The sequence below is a fragment of the Reyranella sp. genome, assembly GCF_004297265.1.
Lineage (GTDB): Bacteria > Pseudomonadota > Alphaproteobacteria > Reyranellales > Reyranellaceae > Reyranella.
The window spans coordinates 104,428-119,212 of record NZ_SCUT01000010.1 but is presented as its reverse complement, the minus strand read 5'-3'; the positions used below and the strand labels follow the sequence as shown (position 1 = coordinate 119,212).

Below are 14,785 nucleotides of genomic sequence, written 5' to 3'. Positions count from 1 at the left end.
CTCGGGATGACAGGAGGCTCAGGCCTTCCACGGCGGCGACAGCGCCGCGGCACGCGCCGTTTCGGGGATCTTCTCCGGATCGGGCACCTTGAAAACGCCCGACGCCACCAGCACGATCTCGCCCCCGCACACGAGATCGCAGCTTGCGAAGCAGAAGTTGAGGGTACGGCGGGCGATGCGCGCCTTGCCTTCGAGCCACTGTCCCAGTCTGGCGCCGCGCACGAACTCGCTGGTTAGCGAGATCGTGGGATGCGGCCAGAACATGCCGGTCGAGAAACCCGAACCAACGCCCATCACCATGTCGGCGACCGTGACCAGCAGCCCGCCATGGGCCCAGCCCATCGGATTGCCGTGCCGCTTCTCCAGTGGCAGGCCGATCCTGAGACCATCCCCTTCCGCCTTGAACCAGAGCGGTCCCACCAACCCGACGAAGTCGTCGGTGACGTCGAGCTTACGGAAGCCTTCCGGTATCGAAGCGGTCATGGATCGAGCCCGTCCCTGGAGGCTGCGAGACGGTCGAGCATGGCGCGCACCGCCGGATCGAAGGGCGTGGCGCGGTGCGTCTCCTCGTTCAGCGACACCATGATCACCTTCTGCACGGCCGTGCAGTTGCCCTCGCCGTCGAACAGGCCCTGGCCGATCACGCACTTGCGGTCATGCGCCTCGATCAGGCGGGCACAGGCGACGGCGGTCCCGGGATAGAACATCTGGCGCTTGAAGTCGGCCTCGATGCGGCCGATGACCAGCCGGAAACGCGGCAGACCCGTCCGCACGATGCCACGCAGATAGCAGACGCGCACATTCTCGAGCAGCTCGAGGAAAGCGCCGTTGTTGATGTGCCCGTTGGCGTCGACGTCGGCGAAGCGCAGGTTTTCGGTGGTCGAGAAGCCGTAGATGCCGCGGTCGGCGAGATCGAACGCCATGAAGACTAGAGCTCCGAGAATTCCAGGGTGAGATGCGCGGCCTCCGACGGCGGCACCACCAGGCGGCCGGAGTCGGGCTTCGTGAATTTGACGCCGTTCTTCTTCAGGAGAATCTCGCAGGCCGCGAGGTTCTCGACGCGGATGGTAAGCAGCGCAGGATGGTCGCCCGACCGCACCGGCGTGATGCCGGGATAGCGCACGGCATAGTCCTTGGGCGTCATGTAGCGGATCGGCTGCGTTCCTGTATCGACCACCAGCCCCTCGCCCTCGCGCTTGACGGAACCCGCCCCGAAATACTTTTCGAGCTCGGGGATCCACTTGGCCGGCTGCTCGGCGATCACCGTGACACCCAGGATGCCGCGCGCGCCGTTGGGATGGGCGGCCCATTCAGGCCGGTAGACGAATTCCGGCGTCTGGTGCTCGCAGACGAAGAAGCCGACGACCGGCATGTTGTCCTTCGGGATGCGCACCGTGCGGAACTTGGCGAGTTCCGTCTTTCCCGCCACTTCGACCGCGCGGTCGAAGAAAAGCGGGGCATCGGGATTGAGACCGGCCGCCTTGAAGGCCTCGAAGGCCACGTCGGCACCGTCGGTCGCCAGCGCCACGTTGGCGAGCCCGCCACCGCCCTTCAGCCACTCGCGCCGCTCGGCATTGATTTCGGTATCCTCGACGATGCCCAGGATCTCGAAATAGTCGGTGTCGAAGATCATCAGGTGATTGGCCGTGCCGAGCTTCTTGTGAAAGCCGCGCGGCTGGACCTGGAAGCCGAGTTTCCTGTAGGCCGCCTCGGCCGCGTCGATGCCGTCGACCATGACCACCACATGGTCGAGCCCCTTCACCGCACGCTTCATACCGGCCTCCTGCGCACCATGTTGACCCCCCTGGAGGTCATGACCAGTTCGCCGTTCTGATTGACCGCCGTCCAGTGCTCATGGATGACACCCAGGGTCGGGCGGCTTTTGGATGGAACCTTGTCCGCGCACTCGACCCAGGCGGTGAGCGTATCGCCAGGACGCACGGGCTTCAGCCAGCGCAGTTCATCGATGCCGGGAGAGCCCAGCGCCGTGCGCTTGTCGACGTAGTTGTCGACGAAGAGTCGCATCAGCTTGGCGGCGACGTGCCAACCCGACGCACAAAGCCCCCCGAAAAGAGAGGATTTGGCGGCTTCGGCATCGACATGAAAGCTCTGCGGATCGAACTTCTCGGCAAACTCGACGATTTCCTCGGCCGTGAAGCTGGTCGAGCCGAGAGGGTACTTCCTGCCGACTTCGTAGTCTTCCCAGTAGCGGGGCTCTGCAGATTGCATATTTTGGTCTTCGCAGAGCATGGGCAATCACGCAAGCATGTCCTCCGCCGCGTGCTATGGTACCTTGCCCTCCGGAACGAACGCGCAATGACCGATCCGAATCTCGTCCGACGGCTCACCACGATCCTCGCGCTCGACGTGGTGGCATTCAGCGCCATGTCGGCGCGCGATGAGGAACATGCCCTGGCCCTGCTGGCCACCCGCCTCGATTCGGCCGGCACGCTCGTGCGCCAGCATCGCGGACGCGTCTTCAAGATGACCGGCGACGGGCTGCTGGCGGAATTCGCGAGCCCGGTCGAAGCCGTCCGCGCCGCCCTCGAGATCCAGGAGGCCATGCGCTCGGCCAACGCCGGCGCGCTGGCCGACGGCCAGCTCGTCCTGAGGATCGGCGTCAACCTGGGCGATGTCGTGGAGAGCGGCGACGATCTGATGGGCGACGCCGTGAACGTGGCGGTACGCTTGGAGTCGATCTCCGCGCCCGGCGGCATCTGCATCTCCTCGTCCGTCTACGACCAGATCCTCGGCAAGTTGATGCTGGGCGCCGAGGATATCGGCGAGCAGCACGTCAAGAACATCCCCCGTCCCATCCATGCCTATCGCCTGACGGTCGACGGCCAGCGGCCGGGCACCGCCGCCCATCCTGCGCAGGCCGTGGCGCGATCGATGCCGCGTACCCGCCTGCTCCTGGTTGGCGGGGTCGTGGCGATCCTGGTCCTGGGTGCGCTCGCCGGGACCTTCTATCTGCGCCATCCCTCGGCACCGCCGTCCCTGCAGACTGCCGAACCCACTTCTGCCCTGCCGGTTGCGACCCCGCCCGTACCGGAGACCGTCGCCACGCAGGCAACGCCCCGCGCGACGACGCCGGACACGTCTCCGGCGCCGGCGGCCCTCCCGGCTGCCGTACCATCCTCCTCCGCGCTTCGTCGCTTTGCGGCCGGGGACGTTCCTTTCGTTCCCGACTTCCACTGGCGTGCCCTGCAGAACTATGCCGATGCCCCCGGCGCCAAGGCCTTCGCGCTGAACGTACGCGGCATCTTCGCGATGGCGACCGACCGGGTCGACGAGGCGACCGCGCGCCGAGTCGCCCTGGAAGACTGCAACAGGAAGGTCGAGAGAGACGTGCCGATCGTGCGGACCTACGACCGATGCTCACTCTACGCCGTCGAGAACGACGTGGTCTGGTCGTTCCGGTCGCCGCCCATGCCGCCGCCGCCCTATGTGCCCGCGACGAAGCCGTCGCCGCCGATCACCCTGGATCCCGCGACGGCGCCGCTGCTCAATCCGGCCGCCCGCGAGCGGTTGACCACCCATTACCTCACCAACAGGCACAGCCGCGCCCTGGTGCTGGGGCACAATCGGTTCGACTGGTGGACGCCGAGCGAGAACGACGCCGACGCGATCCGCCGCAACCTGCAGATCTGCGGCCACCTGACGGGCCGGCCCTGCGTCGTCTACGCGGTCAACAACGAGGTCCTGGTACGCACGCCGCAGACGATGCGCGTCACCGACATCTTCACCCCCCAGGATATGAGCGGCTTGGATAACGCCCAGACCAGGGCGCTGGACCAGTACCTGATTGCCGATGGTTGGCGCGCCGTCGCGCTGGCCGCCAACGGCCGTGTCGGCATCGCCACCAAGCGGTCGAGCGAGCAGGACGCTACCTCGACGGCGCTGCAGGCCTGCCGCGATGCCGGCGGCTCCGAATGCGCCATCACGGCCATCGGACCGTTCATGGTGGCGCCGCAGTAGGTTCCGTCCGGCGAAGGGCGTCGAGGACTTGACCCACGCGGGGTCCTGCCCCTATCCTGCGTCTGCGAGTAAGTCGCAACAGCGGGAAGAAACGGCCGTCAAGGCATGTATATCTGCATCTGCAAGGCCATTCGCGAGCGTGAAGTCGATGCCGCCGTCCGGGCAGGCGCCCGGCGTCCGGCCGACGTTTTCCGGGCCTGCGGCAAGAGCCCCCAGTGCGGCACCTGTGCCTGCGACATGCGCGATCGCATTGCCCACGCGATCGCCCATGAGCGCTCGGTCCAGCCGACGCTTCTCGCTGCCGACTGATCCGGTCCCCCGAGCCTTCAGCTCGGGCCCTTCCCTTCGCCGATCTGGCTCTGCAGGTAGTTCTGCACGCCCACCTTCTCGATCAGGCCGATCTCCGTCTCGAGGAAGTCGATGTGTTCCTCGGCGTCCTCGAGGATGTCGACGGCGATCTCGCGGCTGACATAGTCCTTCGCCGCCTCGCAGGCCGTCACCGCCTCGACCAGCGCGGTGCGCGCGGCGGTCTCGAGCTTGAGGTCGGCGTCGAGCGCCTCCGGCACGTTCTCGCCGATCGCGAGCCGGCCCAGGTCCTGCAAGTTCGGCAGGCCGTCGAGCATGAGGATGCGCTCGATGAGCTTGTCGGCGTGCTTCATCTCGCCGATCGACTCCTCGTAGATCTTCTTGCCGAGACGATCGAAGCCCCAGTGCTTCATCATGCGGGCGTGGAGGAAATACTGGTTGATCGCCGTCAGCTCGTTCTTCAGGAGCTTGTTGAGTTCGGCGATGATCTGCGGGTTGCCCTTCATGGCGAACCTCCTCTTTGAATGAGTCAGTTCTCACAAATACTCACCGATCCGGGGCACGCAACCACAGAGTGAGCGACTGAGAAACGTTCGCTGAAAAAATCGCGCGAAGCGCTTTCTGGGCCCGGCAAGTGAGAACCACTTGCCGAATCCGATCCCACACGGCGAATCGGGGCTTTAGGATTTTACAGGAAAAAACGTAGCACCATCGCAACGCGCAACGTCATAAGGTGAGGTGCGTTCATGTCGGACGCCGCCCGCCCGGGTCGATCCGGGCCAGCCAGCTTGAGGACTCGCGTTATGTCGAATTTCACCCTTCCGAAACTGCCCTATGCCGATGACGCGCTCGCGCCGGTCGTTTCGGCCAACACCATTTCCTTCCACTACGGCAAGCATCACAAGGCCTACGTCGACAAGCTGAACGAGCTCGTCCCCGGCACGGCGTACGAAGGCCTGTCGCTCGAGGACATCATCAAGAAGTCGGCGAAGGACGAGAAGGGCAAGGCGATCTTCAACAACGCCGGCCAGATCTGGAACCATACCTTCTACTGGAACAGCATGGCACCCAAGGGCGGCGAGCCGACCGGCAAGATCAAGAGCGCGCTCGACGACAGCTTCGGCGGTCTCGATGCCTTCAAGGCGGCCTTCAAGGCGGCGGCCGTCGGCCAGTTCGGCAGCGGCTGGGCCTGGCTCGTCAAGGGCGCCGACGGCAAGCTCAAGATCGAGACGACCGCCAATGCCGACACCCCGATCGCCCACGGCGGTACCCCGCTCCTCGTCGCCGACGTGTGGGAGCACGCCTACTACCTCGACTTCCAGAACCGCCGGCCGGATCACATCCAGGCCTGGCTCGACAAGCTCGCGAACTGGTCGTTTGCCGAGAAAAACCTAGGCTAAGGAGAGCAACAGATGCTGGGCACCATTCTTCTGATCGTCCTGATCCTCATCCTGATCGGGGCGTTGCCGACCTGGCCGCACAGCAGCGGCTGGGGATACTACCCGAGCGGCGGTATCGGACTGGTGCTCATCATCGTCATCATCCTGCTGTTGATGGGACGCATTTAACCGGCCCATGCCGCAGACAAAGGGGGCGCCTTCGGGCGCCCCTTTTATTTGGCCGCGAGGGTTTCAGTATCGGAAGGTCAGGTTGATCGAACCGAACTGGGTGACGCGGTCCCGCTCGAAGAATTCCGGTGTGCGTAGGACCTGCGTGTAGGAGAGCCTCATGCCGCGCCAAAGCACGGCCAGTCCCGCCTGCACCTCGCCGACGAAGGGCCGGTGCGAAACGCGCTGGCTGAAGCCGTCGGTGTTGCCGTCCAGGAATATGTTGCGAGCCACCGCCTGCCCGTCGAAGCCCGCGAACAGGTACCAGCCGAAGCTGCCGTCGCCGATGAAGGCGTCCGATCCAGGCAAGGCCGGCCGGGCGCGCGTGGGCCCGAAATCGTCCCGCAGGTTCTTGCCGATGCGGGCCGTGCCGCCCACGCTGCCGTAGGTCGCGACGTTTCCGATGGCGACTGCTGCGCGCGGGATGAAATCCACCTCGAGCTTTGGATTGTCGATCAGCACGGCGCGACCGGTGCGCCAGCGCCGCTCGAAGGTGAGGCCGACCGTCGGTTCGTTGTGGAGCTGGTTGCCCCAACCGTAGGCAGGCGACACACCGATCAGGTTATGGAAGTTGTTCTGCACGAATTCGCCGCCCGCGGCCGGACCGATCACGCCGAGATCGAGCTGCAGCGTGTCGAGGCGCATCGGCTCGTCGATGCCGGTCCTGGGATCGTGGCGCTTGTACGTGTACTGCAGCGCAAAGCTCGCATAGAGCCAGGCAGCATACGGCCGGTCGTCGTAGATCGGATATGAAACGTAGGTGTCCTCGGGTGTATAGATGTTCTGGCCGGCGGAGATGGCGATGCGACGGATCACCGAATCGGCTGCAGGCTCGCCCAGGAACGTCGGAATGGTGGTCATCGCGACGATGCCATGGGGCATCTCCGTTATGGCCGGCGACAGCCATCCGATCCGGACGCCGCTGGTATAGTCCCGGTCCGACCGACCGAACCGGTTGAACACGTCGTTCTCCACCTGGAAGGTGTAGATGCTGCGTTGCTCGTCCTCGGTGGCCGAGGGCCGCGGCGCGGGCTTCCCCTCGTCGGAGGACTGGGCACTGGCCCCGGTGCACGCGGCAAAAAGAACGGTCATCGCCAGAGCGACGGTCGTGGCGAGGCGATGATGCATTCCCGCTGGAACGCAACGCCCGCCGGCAGGTTGCGGCTACCTCACATTCACCGGCGCCGCGCGGCTCCACAGGTCGGCGCGCCACCACACGGCGATCACCAGCGTAAAGGCGATGCCCAGCAGGCTGTAGACAGAGCCCGTCACCGTGAAGCCGGTCCATTCGACCAGCGGCCCCGACATCAGCAGCCCGAGCGGCATGCCGTACACCGCGAGCATGCGCACCCCCATGACGCAGCCCCGCAACGCGGGATTGGTGACGCGGAGCAGGATCACCGACATCGGGATCATGCAGAAGCTCTGGAAGAAGCCCGCGACGAACAGGACGATCTCGCCCAGAAGCGGCGTCGTGAGCCAGGAGAAGACGAGGTTGCAGGACAGCCAGAGGAGCGTGCAGACGATCATGGTGCGCGCCGGCCGGATATGGGCGCCGTACATCGACACCAGAATCGAGCCCGCGAGCGCGCCGCCGGCGAAGCAGGCGATGAGCCAGCCCAGTCCGGTCTGCTCCATGCCGTACACATCCTTGGCCACATAGGCGAGCAGCGAGCCGGTCAGCGGATAGGCCGCGAAGTTCACGAGGAAGGCCAGCAGCATCACCGCGCGTACGACCGGCGTCGACCAGACATAGACGAAGCCCTGCCGCAGAGCACCGAGCGCGGTCGGCCTGGCCTCGGTTTCGCCCAGAATGCGCAGGCGACGGATGCCGACGCCCAGCGTCAGCGCCAAGCAGGTGGCATAGACGCCACAGACCACCACATAGGCCAGTCCCGAGCCAAGCACCGCGACCAGGGTCGCCCCCGACAGCGCGCCGACGATGCGGGCGGAATCGGCGGTCGTCCGCGACACGCCCATGGCACGCATCAGGTAGTCGGCCGGCATGGTCTCGCCGACCAGCAGGTTGCGCAGCGTGATGTCCGAGGGGCGCACCAGCCCCATGATCGTGGCCAGGACGAACACCGGTACCGGTGCTGCGAGGCCGGTCAGGAACAGGACCGTCAGGCAGGCTGCCAGGAGGAGGTAAGCCGTCCGCATGAGAAGAAGGACGTTACGGTTGCCGATCCGGTCGCCCGCCATGCCGAACAGCGGCGAGATCAGCGTGCCAAGGAACTGCAGCGAGCCGAACACCGCCAGCGCCAAAACCGAACCGGTCGAGACCAGCACGAACCAGCCGAGGATGACCCCTTCCATCTCGAACGCCCAGGAGGCGAGGAGGTCGGCCGGCCACTGGAAGCGGAAGCTCCGAATCCGGAAAGGCGCCAGGGCGGGCGCACGCTCGATGAGACTCAATTCTTGTTCGTTCCCTCCCCCTGCGCCTTTCATCGAGCGCTTCAGGGTCGAATCGAACCTGCGCTTTCACGCCACGGACTGCAATAATCCCCTCGGAATGGCGCATCCGCACTAATGGCTGGGCTTGGCCCTATAAAACCCTAATTCTGGTGGTTCTATTGCGCATTCGACCTGTGAATTTGCGTCGCTCCCGGTTGCGTTGGGGACCGGCTCAGAGCATTGTGACAATGGATGCCGTCAAGCGGTATAGGGCTGGAACCGCGTGCGGGTTATGTCTTGGAGAAGTCCGCAATGGGCGGTGCCGTGAAGCGTACGAAATTTCATCTCATTCTGATCAAGCCTACTCACTACGATGACGATGGCTATCCGATCACTTGGCTTCGGTCGCACATTCCCTCGAACACCCTGGCCGCGCTGTACGGGCTCGGCGAGGATTGCCGCGCGCGGGAGGTGCTCGGGCCGGACGTGGAAATCGTCATCCACCCGATCGACGAGACCAACACGCGGGTCAGACCCGAACGGCTGATGGCCCAGATCGAGCGCAGCGGCGGCAAGGGGCTGATCTGCCTCGTGGGCGTCCAGACCAACCAGTTCCCCCACGCCGTCGACCTCGCCCGCAAGTTCCTGAAGGGCCGCTTCCCGGTGGCGATCGGCGGCTTCCATGTGTCGGGCTGCCTGTCGATGCTGCCGGTGATCCCGCCGGAGATCCAGGAAGCCATGGACATGGGCGTCTCCATGTTCGCCGGCGAAGCCGAGGAAGGCCGCTTCGACATCGTGCTGCGCGACGCCATGAACGGCACCATGAAGCCGCTCTACAACTACATGGACGACCTGCCGGGCCTCGAGGGCGCACCGACCCCGAGCCTGCCGCCGTCAGCGCTGTCGCGCAACGAAGGCGGCATGTCGAGCTTCGATCTTGGCCGCGGCTGCCCGTTCCAGTGCTCGTTCTGCACCATCATCAATGTGCAGGGCCGCAAGAGCCGTTTCCGTACCGCCGACGATCTCGAAGCGATCATCCGCGAGAACTACAAGCAGGGCATCACCGGGTTCTTCATCACCGATGACAACATGGCCCGCAACAAGCACTGGGAAAGCTTCTTCGACCGGCTCATCGAGCTGAAGGAGAACGAGGGCATCCAGCTGTCCCTGATCATCCAGGTCGACACCCAGTGCCATCGCATCCCAAACTTCATCGCCAAGGCGCGCTGGGCCGGCGTCTATCGCGTCTTCATCGGCCTCGAGAACGTCAACCCGGACAATCTGCTGGCCGCCAAGAAGCGCCAGAACAAGATCACCGAGTACCGCAAGATGCTGCAGGCGTGGCACACCAGCGGCGCCTCGACCTGGGCCGGCTACATCCTGGGCTTCCCGGGCGACACGCGCGAATCGATCCTGCGCGACATGGAGATCATCAAGAAGGAGCTGCCGCTCGACATCCTCGAGCTGTTCATGCTGACGCCGCTGCCCGGCTCCGAGGATCACCAGACCCTGTGGAAGCAGGGCGTCTGGATGGACCCCGACCTCAACAAGTACGACGTCCATCATCGCTGCGTGCATCACCCGAAGATGAGCGACGCGGAATTCGAGCAGGTCTATCGCGAGGCCTGGAAGTCGTACTACACGCCCGAGCATATCGAGACGGTGGCGCGGCGCCACGGAGCGATCCCCGGCCGCGACCCGGCCGAGCCCGCGCACTTCATGACCATGTTCAAGATCATGTTCGAGGCCGAGGGCGTGCATCCGCTGGAAGGCGGCGCGGTGCGTATGAAGTACCGCCTCGACCGGCGCCATGGCCTGCCGATCGAGCCGATCGGCGTGTTCCACTACAAGGTGGCGAAGAACTTCTGGCACAAGCTGAAGATCTACGTGCGTCTCACCCTGGAGGGCCGCCGCATCGGCCGGATGGTCAGGAACGACCCGAAGCGGCTGGAATACACCGACCTCGCGCTGCAGCCGGTGATGGACGACGACATGGACAAGCTGTCGCTGTTCGCTGACACGGCGGGCGGCGGTGCGGCCGTCAACAAGCGGCGCGGCGAGGACCTCGCCCGCGCCAAGGTGGCGGCCCAGCAGAACCAGCAGCGCCTCGCCGCCGCCGAGTAGGCGGCGTCTGGAACTTGGCGGCGCGCCCCTCGGGCCGGGCCGCCAATCCCCTTCCCTGCCCTAGTGAACGACTGGCGGCGTCACTTCGCTGAGCCCGTCGGCTTCCGTTGCCGAGATCGTCGTGCGCACCATCGAGCGTTCGCGCGTGTAGTCCCACGGGCGGCCGCGGTGGAGCATGGCGCGGTTGTCCCACATCACCGCGTCGCCCTGGCGCCATTTGTGGCTGTAGACGAATTCCGGTCGCGTCGCCTCGTCGAGGAGCTGCGCGAGAAGCTGGCGCGCGTCGCGATCGTCCATGCCGTCGATCGCATAGGCGTGGCTGGCGACATAGAGAGCGCGGCGGTCGTTGACCGGGTTCCGCCAGTTCAGCCGCCAGCGCACCGGCGGCAGCGCCTTGCGCTCCTCGGCATTGGCGAGGTCGGGATGGATCTGGTCGCGGCTGTTGGCATAGGAGTGGGTCGCCACGGCCGTCTTCAGCTTCTCCTGCAGGTCGGCCGGCAGCCGTTCCCAGGCGAGCCGCGTCGAGGTGTATTCGGTCTCGCCGCCGGCGTCCGGCAGTACGCGCGCCGTCAGCACCGAGGCGAGCGCCGGCGTCTTCTTGAAGGATGAATCCGTGTGCCACAGCGCGTTGGCCTTGGCGACCAGCACCTGGCGGTGGTCGGGCGGCACGATCTCGCCCTTCTCGCCCACATTGGTCAGGCGCGAGTAGAAGCTGTTGGCGCCGAGCGACGCGACCTTGGTGAGCTCCAGCGGCCCGAAGGCGCGGCTATAGGCGACCTGGATGTCGTCGGCGATCTGCTGGTCGCGGAACACTAGGAGTGAATACGTTTCGAAGGCGGCGCGAACTTCCTTGTAGGCCTGGGCGTCCGTCGCGACATCGAGCAGCGAGACGCCCTTCACCTCGACGCCGAAGCCATCGGCCAGCGGGACCAGTTCCATCGCGTTCCTCCTCGCGGTTTCTTTATGGCCGGGATTTTATCGCACCGGCACGGCGGGCGGCTATAGTACGATTCCTGCACCCGAGGCATTGCTGTATCCCGTATGGCCGTCCAGTCCCCGCCCGCTCCCCGCCTCGCCTTCGTTTGTGCCAGCACGCCCGCGGCCCGCAAGGCCAAGGCCCGCCTCGAAGAAATCTATGGCGCGTCGACCTCCGCCGAGGCCGACATCATCGTCGCGCTGGGCGGCGACGGGCTGATGCTGCAGACGCTCCATCGCAACATGCGGCGGCTCAAGCCGATCTACGGCATGAACCTCGGCACGGTCGGCTTCCTGCTCAACACATACAGGGAAACCAACCTGTTGAAGCGGCTCAAGAAGGCCCGCCAGGTGACGCTGACTCCGCTGCGCATGCTGGCCACCAATACGCGCGGCAAGGTCTCCGAAGTCCTCGCCATCAACGAGGTGTCGCTGCTGCGCTCGAGCCGTCAGACGGCGCGCATCGAAGTCGCGGTCGACGGCCAAAAGCGGCTGCCGGAGCTGCATTGCGACGGCGTCCTGGTGGCGACGCCCGCCGGCTCCACCGCCTACAATCTCTCGGCCCACGGTCCGATCCTGCCGCTGGGCGCCGGCCTGCTGGCGCTGACGCCGATCAACGCCTTCCGGCCCCGGCGCTGGCGCGGGGCGCTGCTCTCGCGCACCTCCAAGGTCGAGTTCACGATCCTCGACCCGAAGAAGCGTCCCGTCGCGGCGGCGGCGGACTCGGTGGAGATCGCCAACGTCGCCCATGTCGAGGTCACCGAGGCCAGCGACACGAAGCTTACCCTGCTGTTCGACCCCGAGCACGATCTCGAGGAGCGCATCCTCAAGGAGCAGTTCGCTCCTTGAGCGCCAAGGATATTCCCTTCAAGCCCGAGAAGAAGAGGATCATCGGCCACGAGGGCTGGCAGCCTCTCGCGCTGGCGCTCGCCATCGGCACGGCGGGCGGCTTCGTCTTCGACTGGCTGCGCATGCCGCTCGCGTGGATGCTGGGCGCCTGCGTCTTCTCCACCGTCGCCGCGTTCCTCGGGTTGCGGGTCGGCATGCGGGTGCAGCTGCGGCAGGGCATGATCATCATCCTCGGCGTCCTGCTGGGCTCGGGCTTCACCCCCGAACTGTTGCAACGGCTGGGCGAATGGGCGGTGAGCCTGTGCATCCTCACCGGCATGACCATGACCGGCGCCACCCTCTGCTATGCCTGGCTGCGCCGCGTCACCGACTGGGACAAGGTCACCTGCTACTTCGCCGCCATGCCGGGCGGCCTGAACGACATGACCATCATGGGCGGCGCGATGGGCGGCGAGGAGCGCTCGATCGCGCTCGCGCATGCGCTGCGCATCCTGACGGTCGTGCTCACCATCCCGGTCTGGTACCGGCTGGTGAACGGCGCGCAGACCAGCGTGCTCACCATGGTCCACGGAGCGACCGGCAATGACTGGAAGGACTATGCGGTCCTCGTCGCCTGCGGCGTGATCGGCGCGGTCGCTGGCCGCCTGCTGCGCCTGCCCGCCAGCTTCATGATGGGGCCGATGATCGTGAGCGCCATCGCCCATCTCGGCGGCCTCACAAACTCCCAGCCACCCGGATTTCTGGTCGCGGCCGCCCAGGTCGTGGTCGGCACCGGCATCGGCTGCCGCTTCGTCGGCGCCAACTTCGACAGGCTGCACAAGGAGATGGCGGCCTCGGTCGGCGCCGCCTTCATCCTCATCGCCTGCGCCGTGGGGTTCGCCGAGATCACCCACGCCCTGACCGGCCTCAACCTCGACGCCACGGTGCTGAGCTACGCCCCCGGCGGCTTCGCCGAAATGAGCCTGATCGGCCTGGCGCTGGGCGTCGAGATCGCGATGGTGGCGACCCACCATCTGTTCCGGCTGTTCCTGATCATCATCACCGGACCCATCGTCTTCCGGACGATCCTGAGACGCGCGCGCCGCTGATCACGCGCTCGCCCAAGGCAATTCAGGACGTCCCGCCGCCGATTTTCGCGGTAGCCTGGTACCACCCAGCCGAGAATCCAAAATTTCGTTTCGATTATTTCGTTTATTGCGTTATTTCGCCTGTGCGCCCCGATTCCTCGAAATCCCGACGCTCTAGGCCCGTATCGTGATGCCGCCGTCGACCACCAGCAGGTGGCCATTCACATAGGCCGACTGGTCCGACGCCAGGAACAGCGCCGCGTTGGCGGTATCCCAGCCCGTGCCCATCTTGCCGGTCGGCGAGGCGTGGTCGCGGATGGCGATCATCTTCTCGTAGGCCTGGTTATGGTCCTTCTCGTTCCGGGCGTACTGCTCGGCCAGGAAGTCGATCATCGGCGTGTGCATCAGGCCGGGCAGGATCGCGTTGCAGCGGATGCCCTTCTCCGCATATTGCGACGCAATCGCCATGGTGAGCGAGTTCACAGCGCCCTTGCTGGCATTGTAGGCAAGGTAGGAAATCCCCTTGGGGCTGCGGATCGAAGCGATCGAGCTCACGTTCACGATCGCGCCCTTGCCCTGCTGCTCCATGATCGGCAGCACGTGCTTGGCGGTGAGGAAGAAGCTCTTCACGTTGACGTCGAACACGCGATGCCACTCGTCCTCGCTGAGCTCGACCGGCCCGCCCTGCGAGCCGATGCCGACATTGTTGTCGAGGATGTCGACCCGGCCCCACTTCGCCATGCAGGCATCGACCATGGCCTTCACGTCGGCGTTGCTCGAAGCATTGGCCTCGTGGGCGACCGCAAAGCCCGGACCGACCTCCTTCTCGATCAGCCCCACCGTCTCCTCGGCGGCGGCACGTTTCACGTCGACGCAGAACACCCTGGCGCCCTCGCGCGCGAAGGTGATCGCCGTGCACTTGCCATTGCCCCAACCCGGTCCGCTCGAGCCTGCCCCGACGACGATCGCCACCCTGTCCGTCAATTTGCCCGACATGACGCTTCTCTCCCGTGCGTTACTTCCTTTTCTTCTTCCGCAAATGATGGGTCAGGGCCAGCGCAATGCAATGGCGCAGTTCTCTGGCCGGAACGCGCGTCTTGGGTTGGAACAGGATGGCGCGCTCGCCCTCGTAGCTGAAGGTCTCGGGATAGAGGTCGCGGAACTGGCCGACCAGCCCGCTCTGGCAGTGGAAGTAAATCGCGTAGCCGCCGCTATCGCCCTTCAGCCGGTCGATGCGCACGGTGGTGCCGCTGCCGGTCTCTTCGGTGAGATAGCTGGGCTGACCCCATTTCAGTGTCTCTGTCAGCACGCCGACGCCGTCGGTCGCGGCCGCCACATCGAAGATGGTCTCGCGCAGCGCCAGCAACCGGTCGCGCACGTCGGGCGCATAGGTCTTGAAGGCCGCCGCCACCCTGGGATCGCCAAACCGCTTCATGGGCCAAACCTAACACGAAGCCAAAGGAGCGGGACTGGCGGAACCGGCGC

At 65.5% G+C, this 14,785-nt stretch carries 17 protein-coding genes; 7 read left to right on the top strand and 10 right to left on the bottom strand.

The features are described 5' to 3' along the window. Positions 1-18: 18 nt before the first annotated feature. From EPO41_RS04295 to EPO41_RS04280, 4 genes are read right to left on the bottom strand one after another with little or no spacing between them, the layout of a single operon-like run. Positions 19-483, bottom strand: coding sequence for a PaaI family thioesterase (locus EPO41_RS04295; RefSeq protein ID WP_296320923.1), 465 nt, complete (start codon positions 481-483; stop codon positions 19-21). Beyond that, positions 480-923, bottom strand: a complete 444-nt coding sequence (locus tag EPO41_RS04290; RefSeq protein ID WP_296320920.1) for a thioesterase family protein — start codon at positions 921-923, stop codon at positions 480-482. The genes EPO41_RS04295 and EPO41_RS04290 overlap by 4 nt, the downstream gene beginning before the upstream one ends. Positions 924-928: 5 nt before the next feature. Beyond that, a complete protein-coding gene (locus tag EPO41_RS04285) occupies positions 929-1,774 on the bottom strand; it encodes a VOC family protein (protein ID WP_296320918.1) in 846 nt (281 codons plus the stop codon). Then, positions 1,771-2,229: a MaoC family dehydratase gene (locus tag EPO41_RS04280; protein WP_296320914.1), complete on the bottom strand. Its 459-nt coding sequence runs from the start codon at positions 2,227-2,229 to the stop codon at positions 1,771-1,773. Before EPO41_RS04280 ends, EPO41_RS04285 begins: the two co-directional genes overlap by 4 nt. 87 nt (positions 2,230-2,316) lie before the next feature. On the opposite strand from EPO41_RS04280, the gene EPO41_RS04275 reads away from it, so the two are divergent. Continuing rightward, entirely contained in the window at positions 2,317-3,978 is a 1,662-nt protein-coding gene (locus EPO41_RS04275) for an adenylate/guanylate cyclase domain-containing protein (protein ID WP_296320912.1), read from the top strand. 105 nt (positions 3,979-4,083) lie between these two features. Next, complete coding sequence (locus EPO41_RS04270; RefSeq protein WP_296320909.1) at positions 4,084-4,287, top strand: (2Fe-2S)-binding protein; 204 nt, start codon at positions 4,084-4,086, stop codon at positions 4,285-4,287. A 17-nt stretch (positions 4,288-4,304) separates the two neighbouring features. On the opposite strand, the gene bfr is transcribed toward EPO41_RS04270, so the two are convergent. After that, a complete protein-coding gene (gene bfr, locus EPO41_RS04265) occupies positions 4,305-4,790 on the bottom strand; it encodes a bacterioferritin (RefSeq protein WP_296320906.1) in 486 nt (161 codons plus the stop codon). Positions 4,791-5,087: 297 nt separating this feature from the next. Between bfr and EPO41_RS04260 the strand changes: the two genes are divergently transcribed. Together EPO41_RS04260 and EPO41_RS04255 are read left to right on the top strand one after the other, a co-directional pair. After that, positions 5,088-5,684 carry a superoxide dismutase gene (locus tag EPO41_RS04260; protein WP_296320903.1) on the top strand — a complete coding sequence of 199 codons (597 nt, stop codon included), beginning with the start codon at positions 5,088-5,090 and terminating at the stop codon, positions 5,682-5,684. Between the two features lie 12 nt (positions 5,685-5,696). Further along, the gene (locus EPO41_RS04255) at positions 5,697-5,852 is read left to right on the top strand and encodes a DUF3309 family protein (RefSeq protein ID WP_230552445.1); all 156 of its coding nucleotides are present in this window, start codon (positions 5,697-5,699) and stop codon (positions 5,850-5,852) included. 63 nt (positions 5,853-5,915) lie between these two features. Here EPO41_RS04255 and EPO41_RS04250 read toward each other — a convergent pair whose 3' ends face one another. Both EPO41_RS04250 and EPO41_RS04245 read right to left on the bottom strand, forming a co-directional pair. Further along, positions 5,916-7,019, bottom strand: a complete 1,104-nt coding sequence (locus EPO41_RS04250) for a lipid A deacylase LpxR family protein (RefSeq protein WP_296320900.1) — start codon at positions 7,017-7,019, stop codon at positions 5,916-5,918. Positions 7,020-7,055: 36 nt separating this feature from the next. Beyond that, the gene (locus EPO41_RS04245; protein ID WP_296320897.1) at positions 7,056-8,306 is read right to left on the bottom strand and encodes an MFS transporter; all 1,251 of its coding nucleotides are present in this window, start codon (positions 8,304-8,306) and stop codon (positions 7,056-7,058) included. A gap of 291 nt (positions 8,307-8,597) precedes the next feature. Here EPO41_RS04245 and EPO41_RS04240 point away from each other — a divergent pair, with 291 nt between their 5' ends. After that, positions 8,598-10,409: a radical SAM protein gene (locus tag EPO41_RS04240; protein WP_296320893.1), complete on the top strand. Its 1,812-nt coding sequence runs from the start codon at positions 8,598-8,600 to the stop codon at positions 10,407-10,409. Between the two features lie 60 nt (positions 10,410-10,469). Here EPO41_RS04240 and EPO41_RS04235 read toward each other — a convergent pair whose 3' ends face one another. Further along, the gene (locus tag EPO41_RS04235) at positions 10,470-11,348 is read right to left on the bottom strand and encodes a TauD/TfdA family dioxygenase (RefSeq protein WP_296320890.1); all 879 of its coding nucleotides are present in this window, start codon (positions 11,346-11,348) and stop codon (positions 10,470-10,472) included. A gap of 102 nt (positions 11,349-11,450) precedes the next feature. Here EPO41_RS04235 and EPO41_RS04230 point away from each other — a divergent pair, with 102 nt between their 5' ends. Both EPO41_RS04230 and EPO41_RS04225 read left to right on the top strand, forming a co-directional pair. Next, positions 11,451-12,233 carry an NAD kinase gene (locus tag EPO41_RS04230; RefSeq protein ID WP_296320886.1) on the top strand — a complete coding sequence of 261 codons (783 nt, stop codon included), beginning with the start codon at positions 11,451-11,453 and terminating at the stop codon, positions 12,231-12,233. Further along, entirely contained in the window at positions 12,230-13,321 is a 1,092-nt protein-coding gene (locus EPO41_RS04225; RefSeq protein WP_296320884.1) for an AbrB family transcriptional regulator, read from the top strand. The genes EPO41_RS04230 and EPO41_RS04225 overlap by 4 nt, the downstream gene beginning before the upstream one ends. Before the next feature lie 153 nt (positions 13,322-13,474). Here EPO41_RS04225 and EPO41_RS04220 read toward each other — a convergent pair whose 3' ends face one another. Together EPO41_RS04220 and EPO41_RS04215 are read right to left on the bottom strand one after the other, a co-directional pair. Beyond that, a complete protein-coding gene (locus tag EPO41_RS04220; RefSeq protein ID WP_296320881.1) occupies positions 13,475-14,296 on the bottom strand; it encodes an SDR family oxidoreductase in 822 nt (273 codons plus the stop codon). Positions 14,297-14,315: 19 nt separating this feature from the next. Further along, a complete protein-coding gene (locus EPO41_RS04215; RefSeq protein ID WP_296320879.1) occupies positions 14,316-14,735 on the bottom strand; it encodes a DUF1801 domain-containing protein in 420 nt (139 codons plus the stop codon). Between the last annotated feature and the right edge of the window lie 50 nt (positions 14,736-14,785).

Bases quoted from the DNA above. Each gene is read 5' to 3' on its own strand.
- EPO41_RS04295 (WP_296320923.1), bottom strand. From the start codon at position 483: ATGACCGCTTCGATACCGGAAGGCTTCCGTAAGCTCGACGTCACCGAC.
- EPO41_RS04290 (WP_296320920.1), bottom strand. From the start codon at position 923: ATGGCGTTCGATCTCGCCGACCGCGGCATCTACGGCTTCTCGACCACC.
- EPO41_RS04285 (WP_296320918.1), bottom strand. From the start codon at position 1,774: ATGAAGCGTGCGGTGAAGGGGCTCGACCATGTGGTGGTCATGGTCGAC.
- EPO41_RS04280 (WP_296320914.1), bottom strand. From the start codon at position 2,229: ATGCAATCTGCAGAGCCCCGCTACTGGGAAGACTACGAAGTCGGCAGG.
- EPO41_RS04275 (WP_296320912.1), top strand. From the start codon at position 2,317: ATGACCGATCCGAATCTCGTCCGACGGCTCACCACGATCCTCGCGCTC.
- EPO41_RS04270 (WP_296320909.1), top strand. From the start codon at position 4,084: ATGTATATCTGCATCTGCAAGGCCATTCGCGAGCGTGAAGTCGATGCC.
- bfr (WP_296320906.1), bottom strand. From the start codon at position 4,790: ATGAAGGGCAACCCGCAGATCATCGCCGAACTCAACAAGCTCCTGAAG.
- EPO41_RS04260 (WP_296320903.1), top strand. From the start codon at position 5,088: ATGTCGAATTTCACCCTTCCGAAACTGCCCTATGCCGATGACGCGCTC.
- EPO41_RS04255 (WP_230552445.1), top strand. From the start codon at position 5,697: ATGCTGGGCACCATTCTTCTGATCGTCCTGATCCTCATCCTGATCGGG.
- EPO41_RS04250 (WP_296320900.1), bottom strand. From the start codon at position 7,019: ATGCATCATCGCCTCGCCACGACCGTCGCTCTGGCGATGACCGTTCTT.
- EPO41_RS04240 (WP_296320893.1), top strand. From the start codon at position 8,598: ATGGGCGGTGCCGTGAAGCGTACGAAATTTCATCTCATTCTGATCAAG.
- EPO41_RS04235 (WP_296320890.1), bottom strand. From the start codon at position 11,348: ATGGAACTGGTCCCGCTGGCCGATGGCTTCGGCGTCGAGGTGAAGGGC.
- EPO41_RS04230 (WP_296320886.1), top strand. From the start codon at position 11,451: ATGGCCGTCCAGTCCCCGCCCGCTCCCCGCCTCGCCTTCGTTTGTGCC.
- EPO41_RS04220 (WP_296320881.1), bottom strand. From the start codon at position 14,296: ATGTCGGGCAAATTGACGGACAGGGTGGCGATCGTCGTCGGGGCAGGC.
- EPO41_RS04215 (WP_296320879.1), bottom strand. From the start codon at position 14,735: ATGAAGCGGTTTGGCGATCCCAGGGTGGCGGCGGCCTTCAAGACCTAT.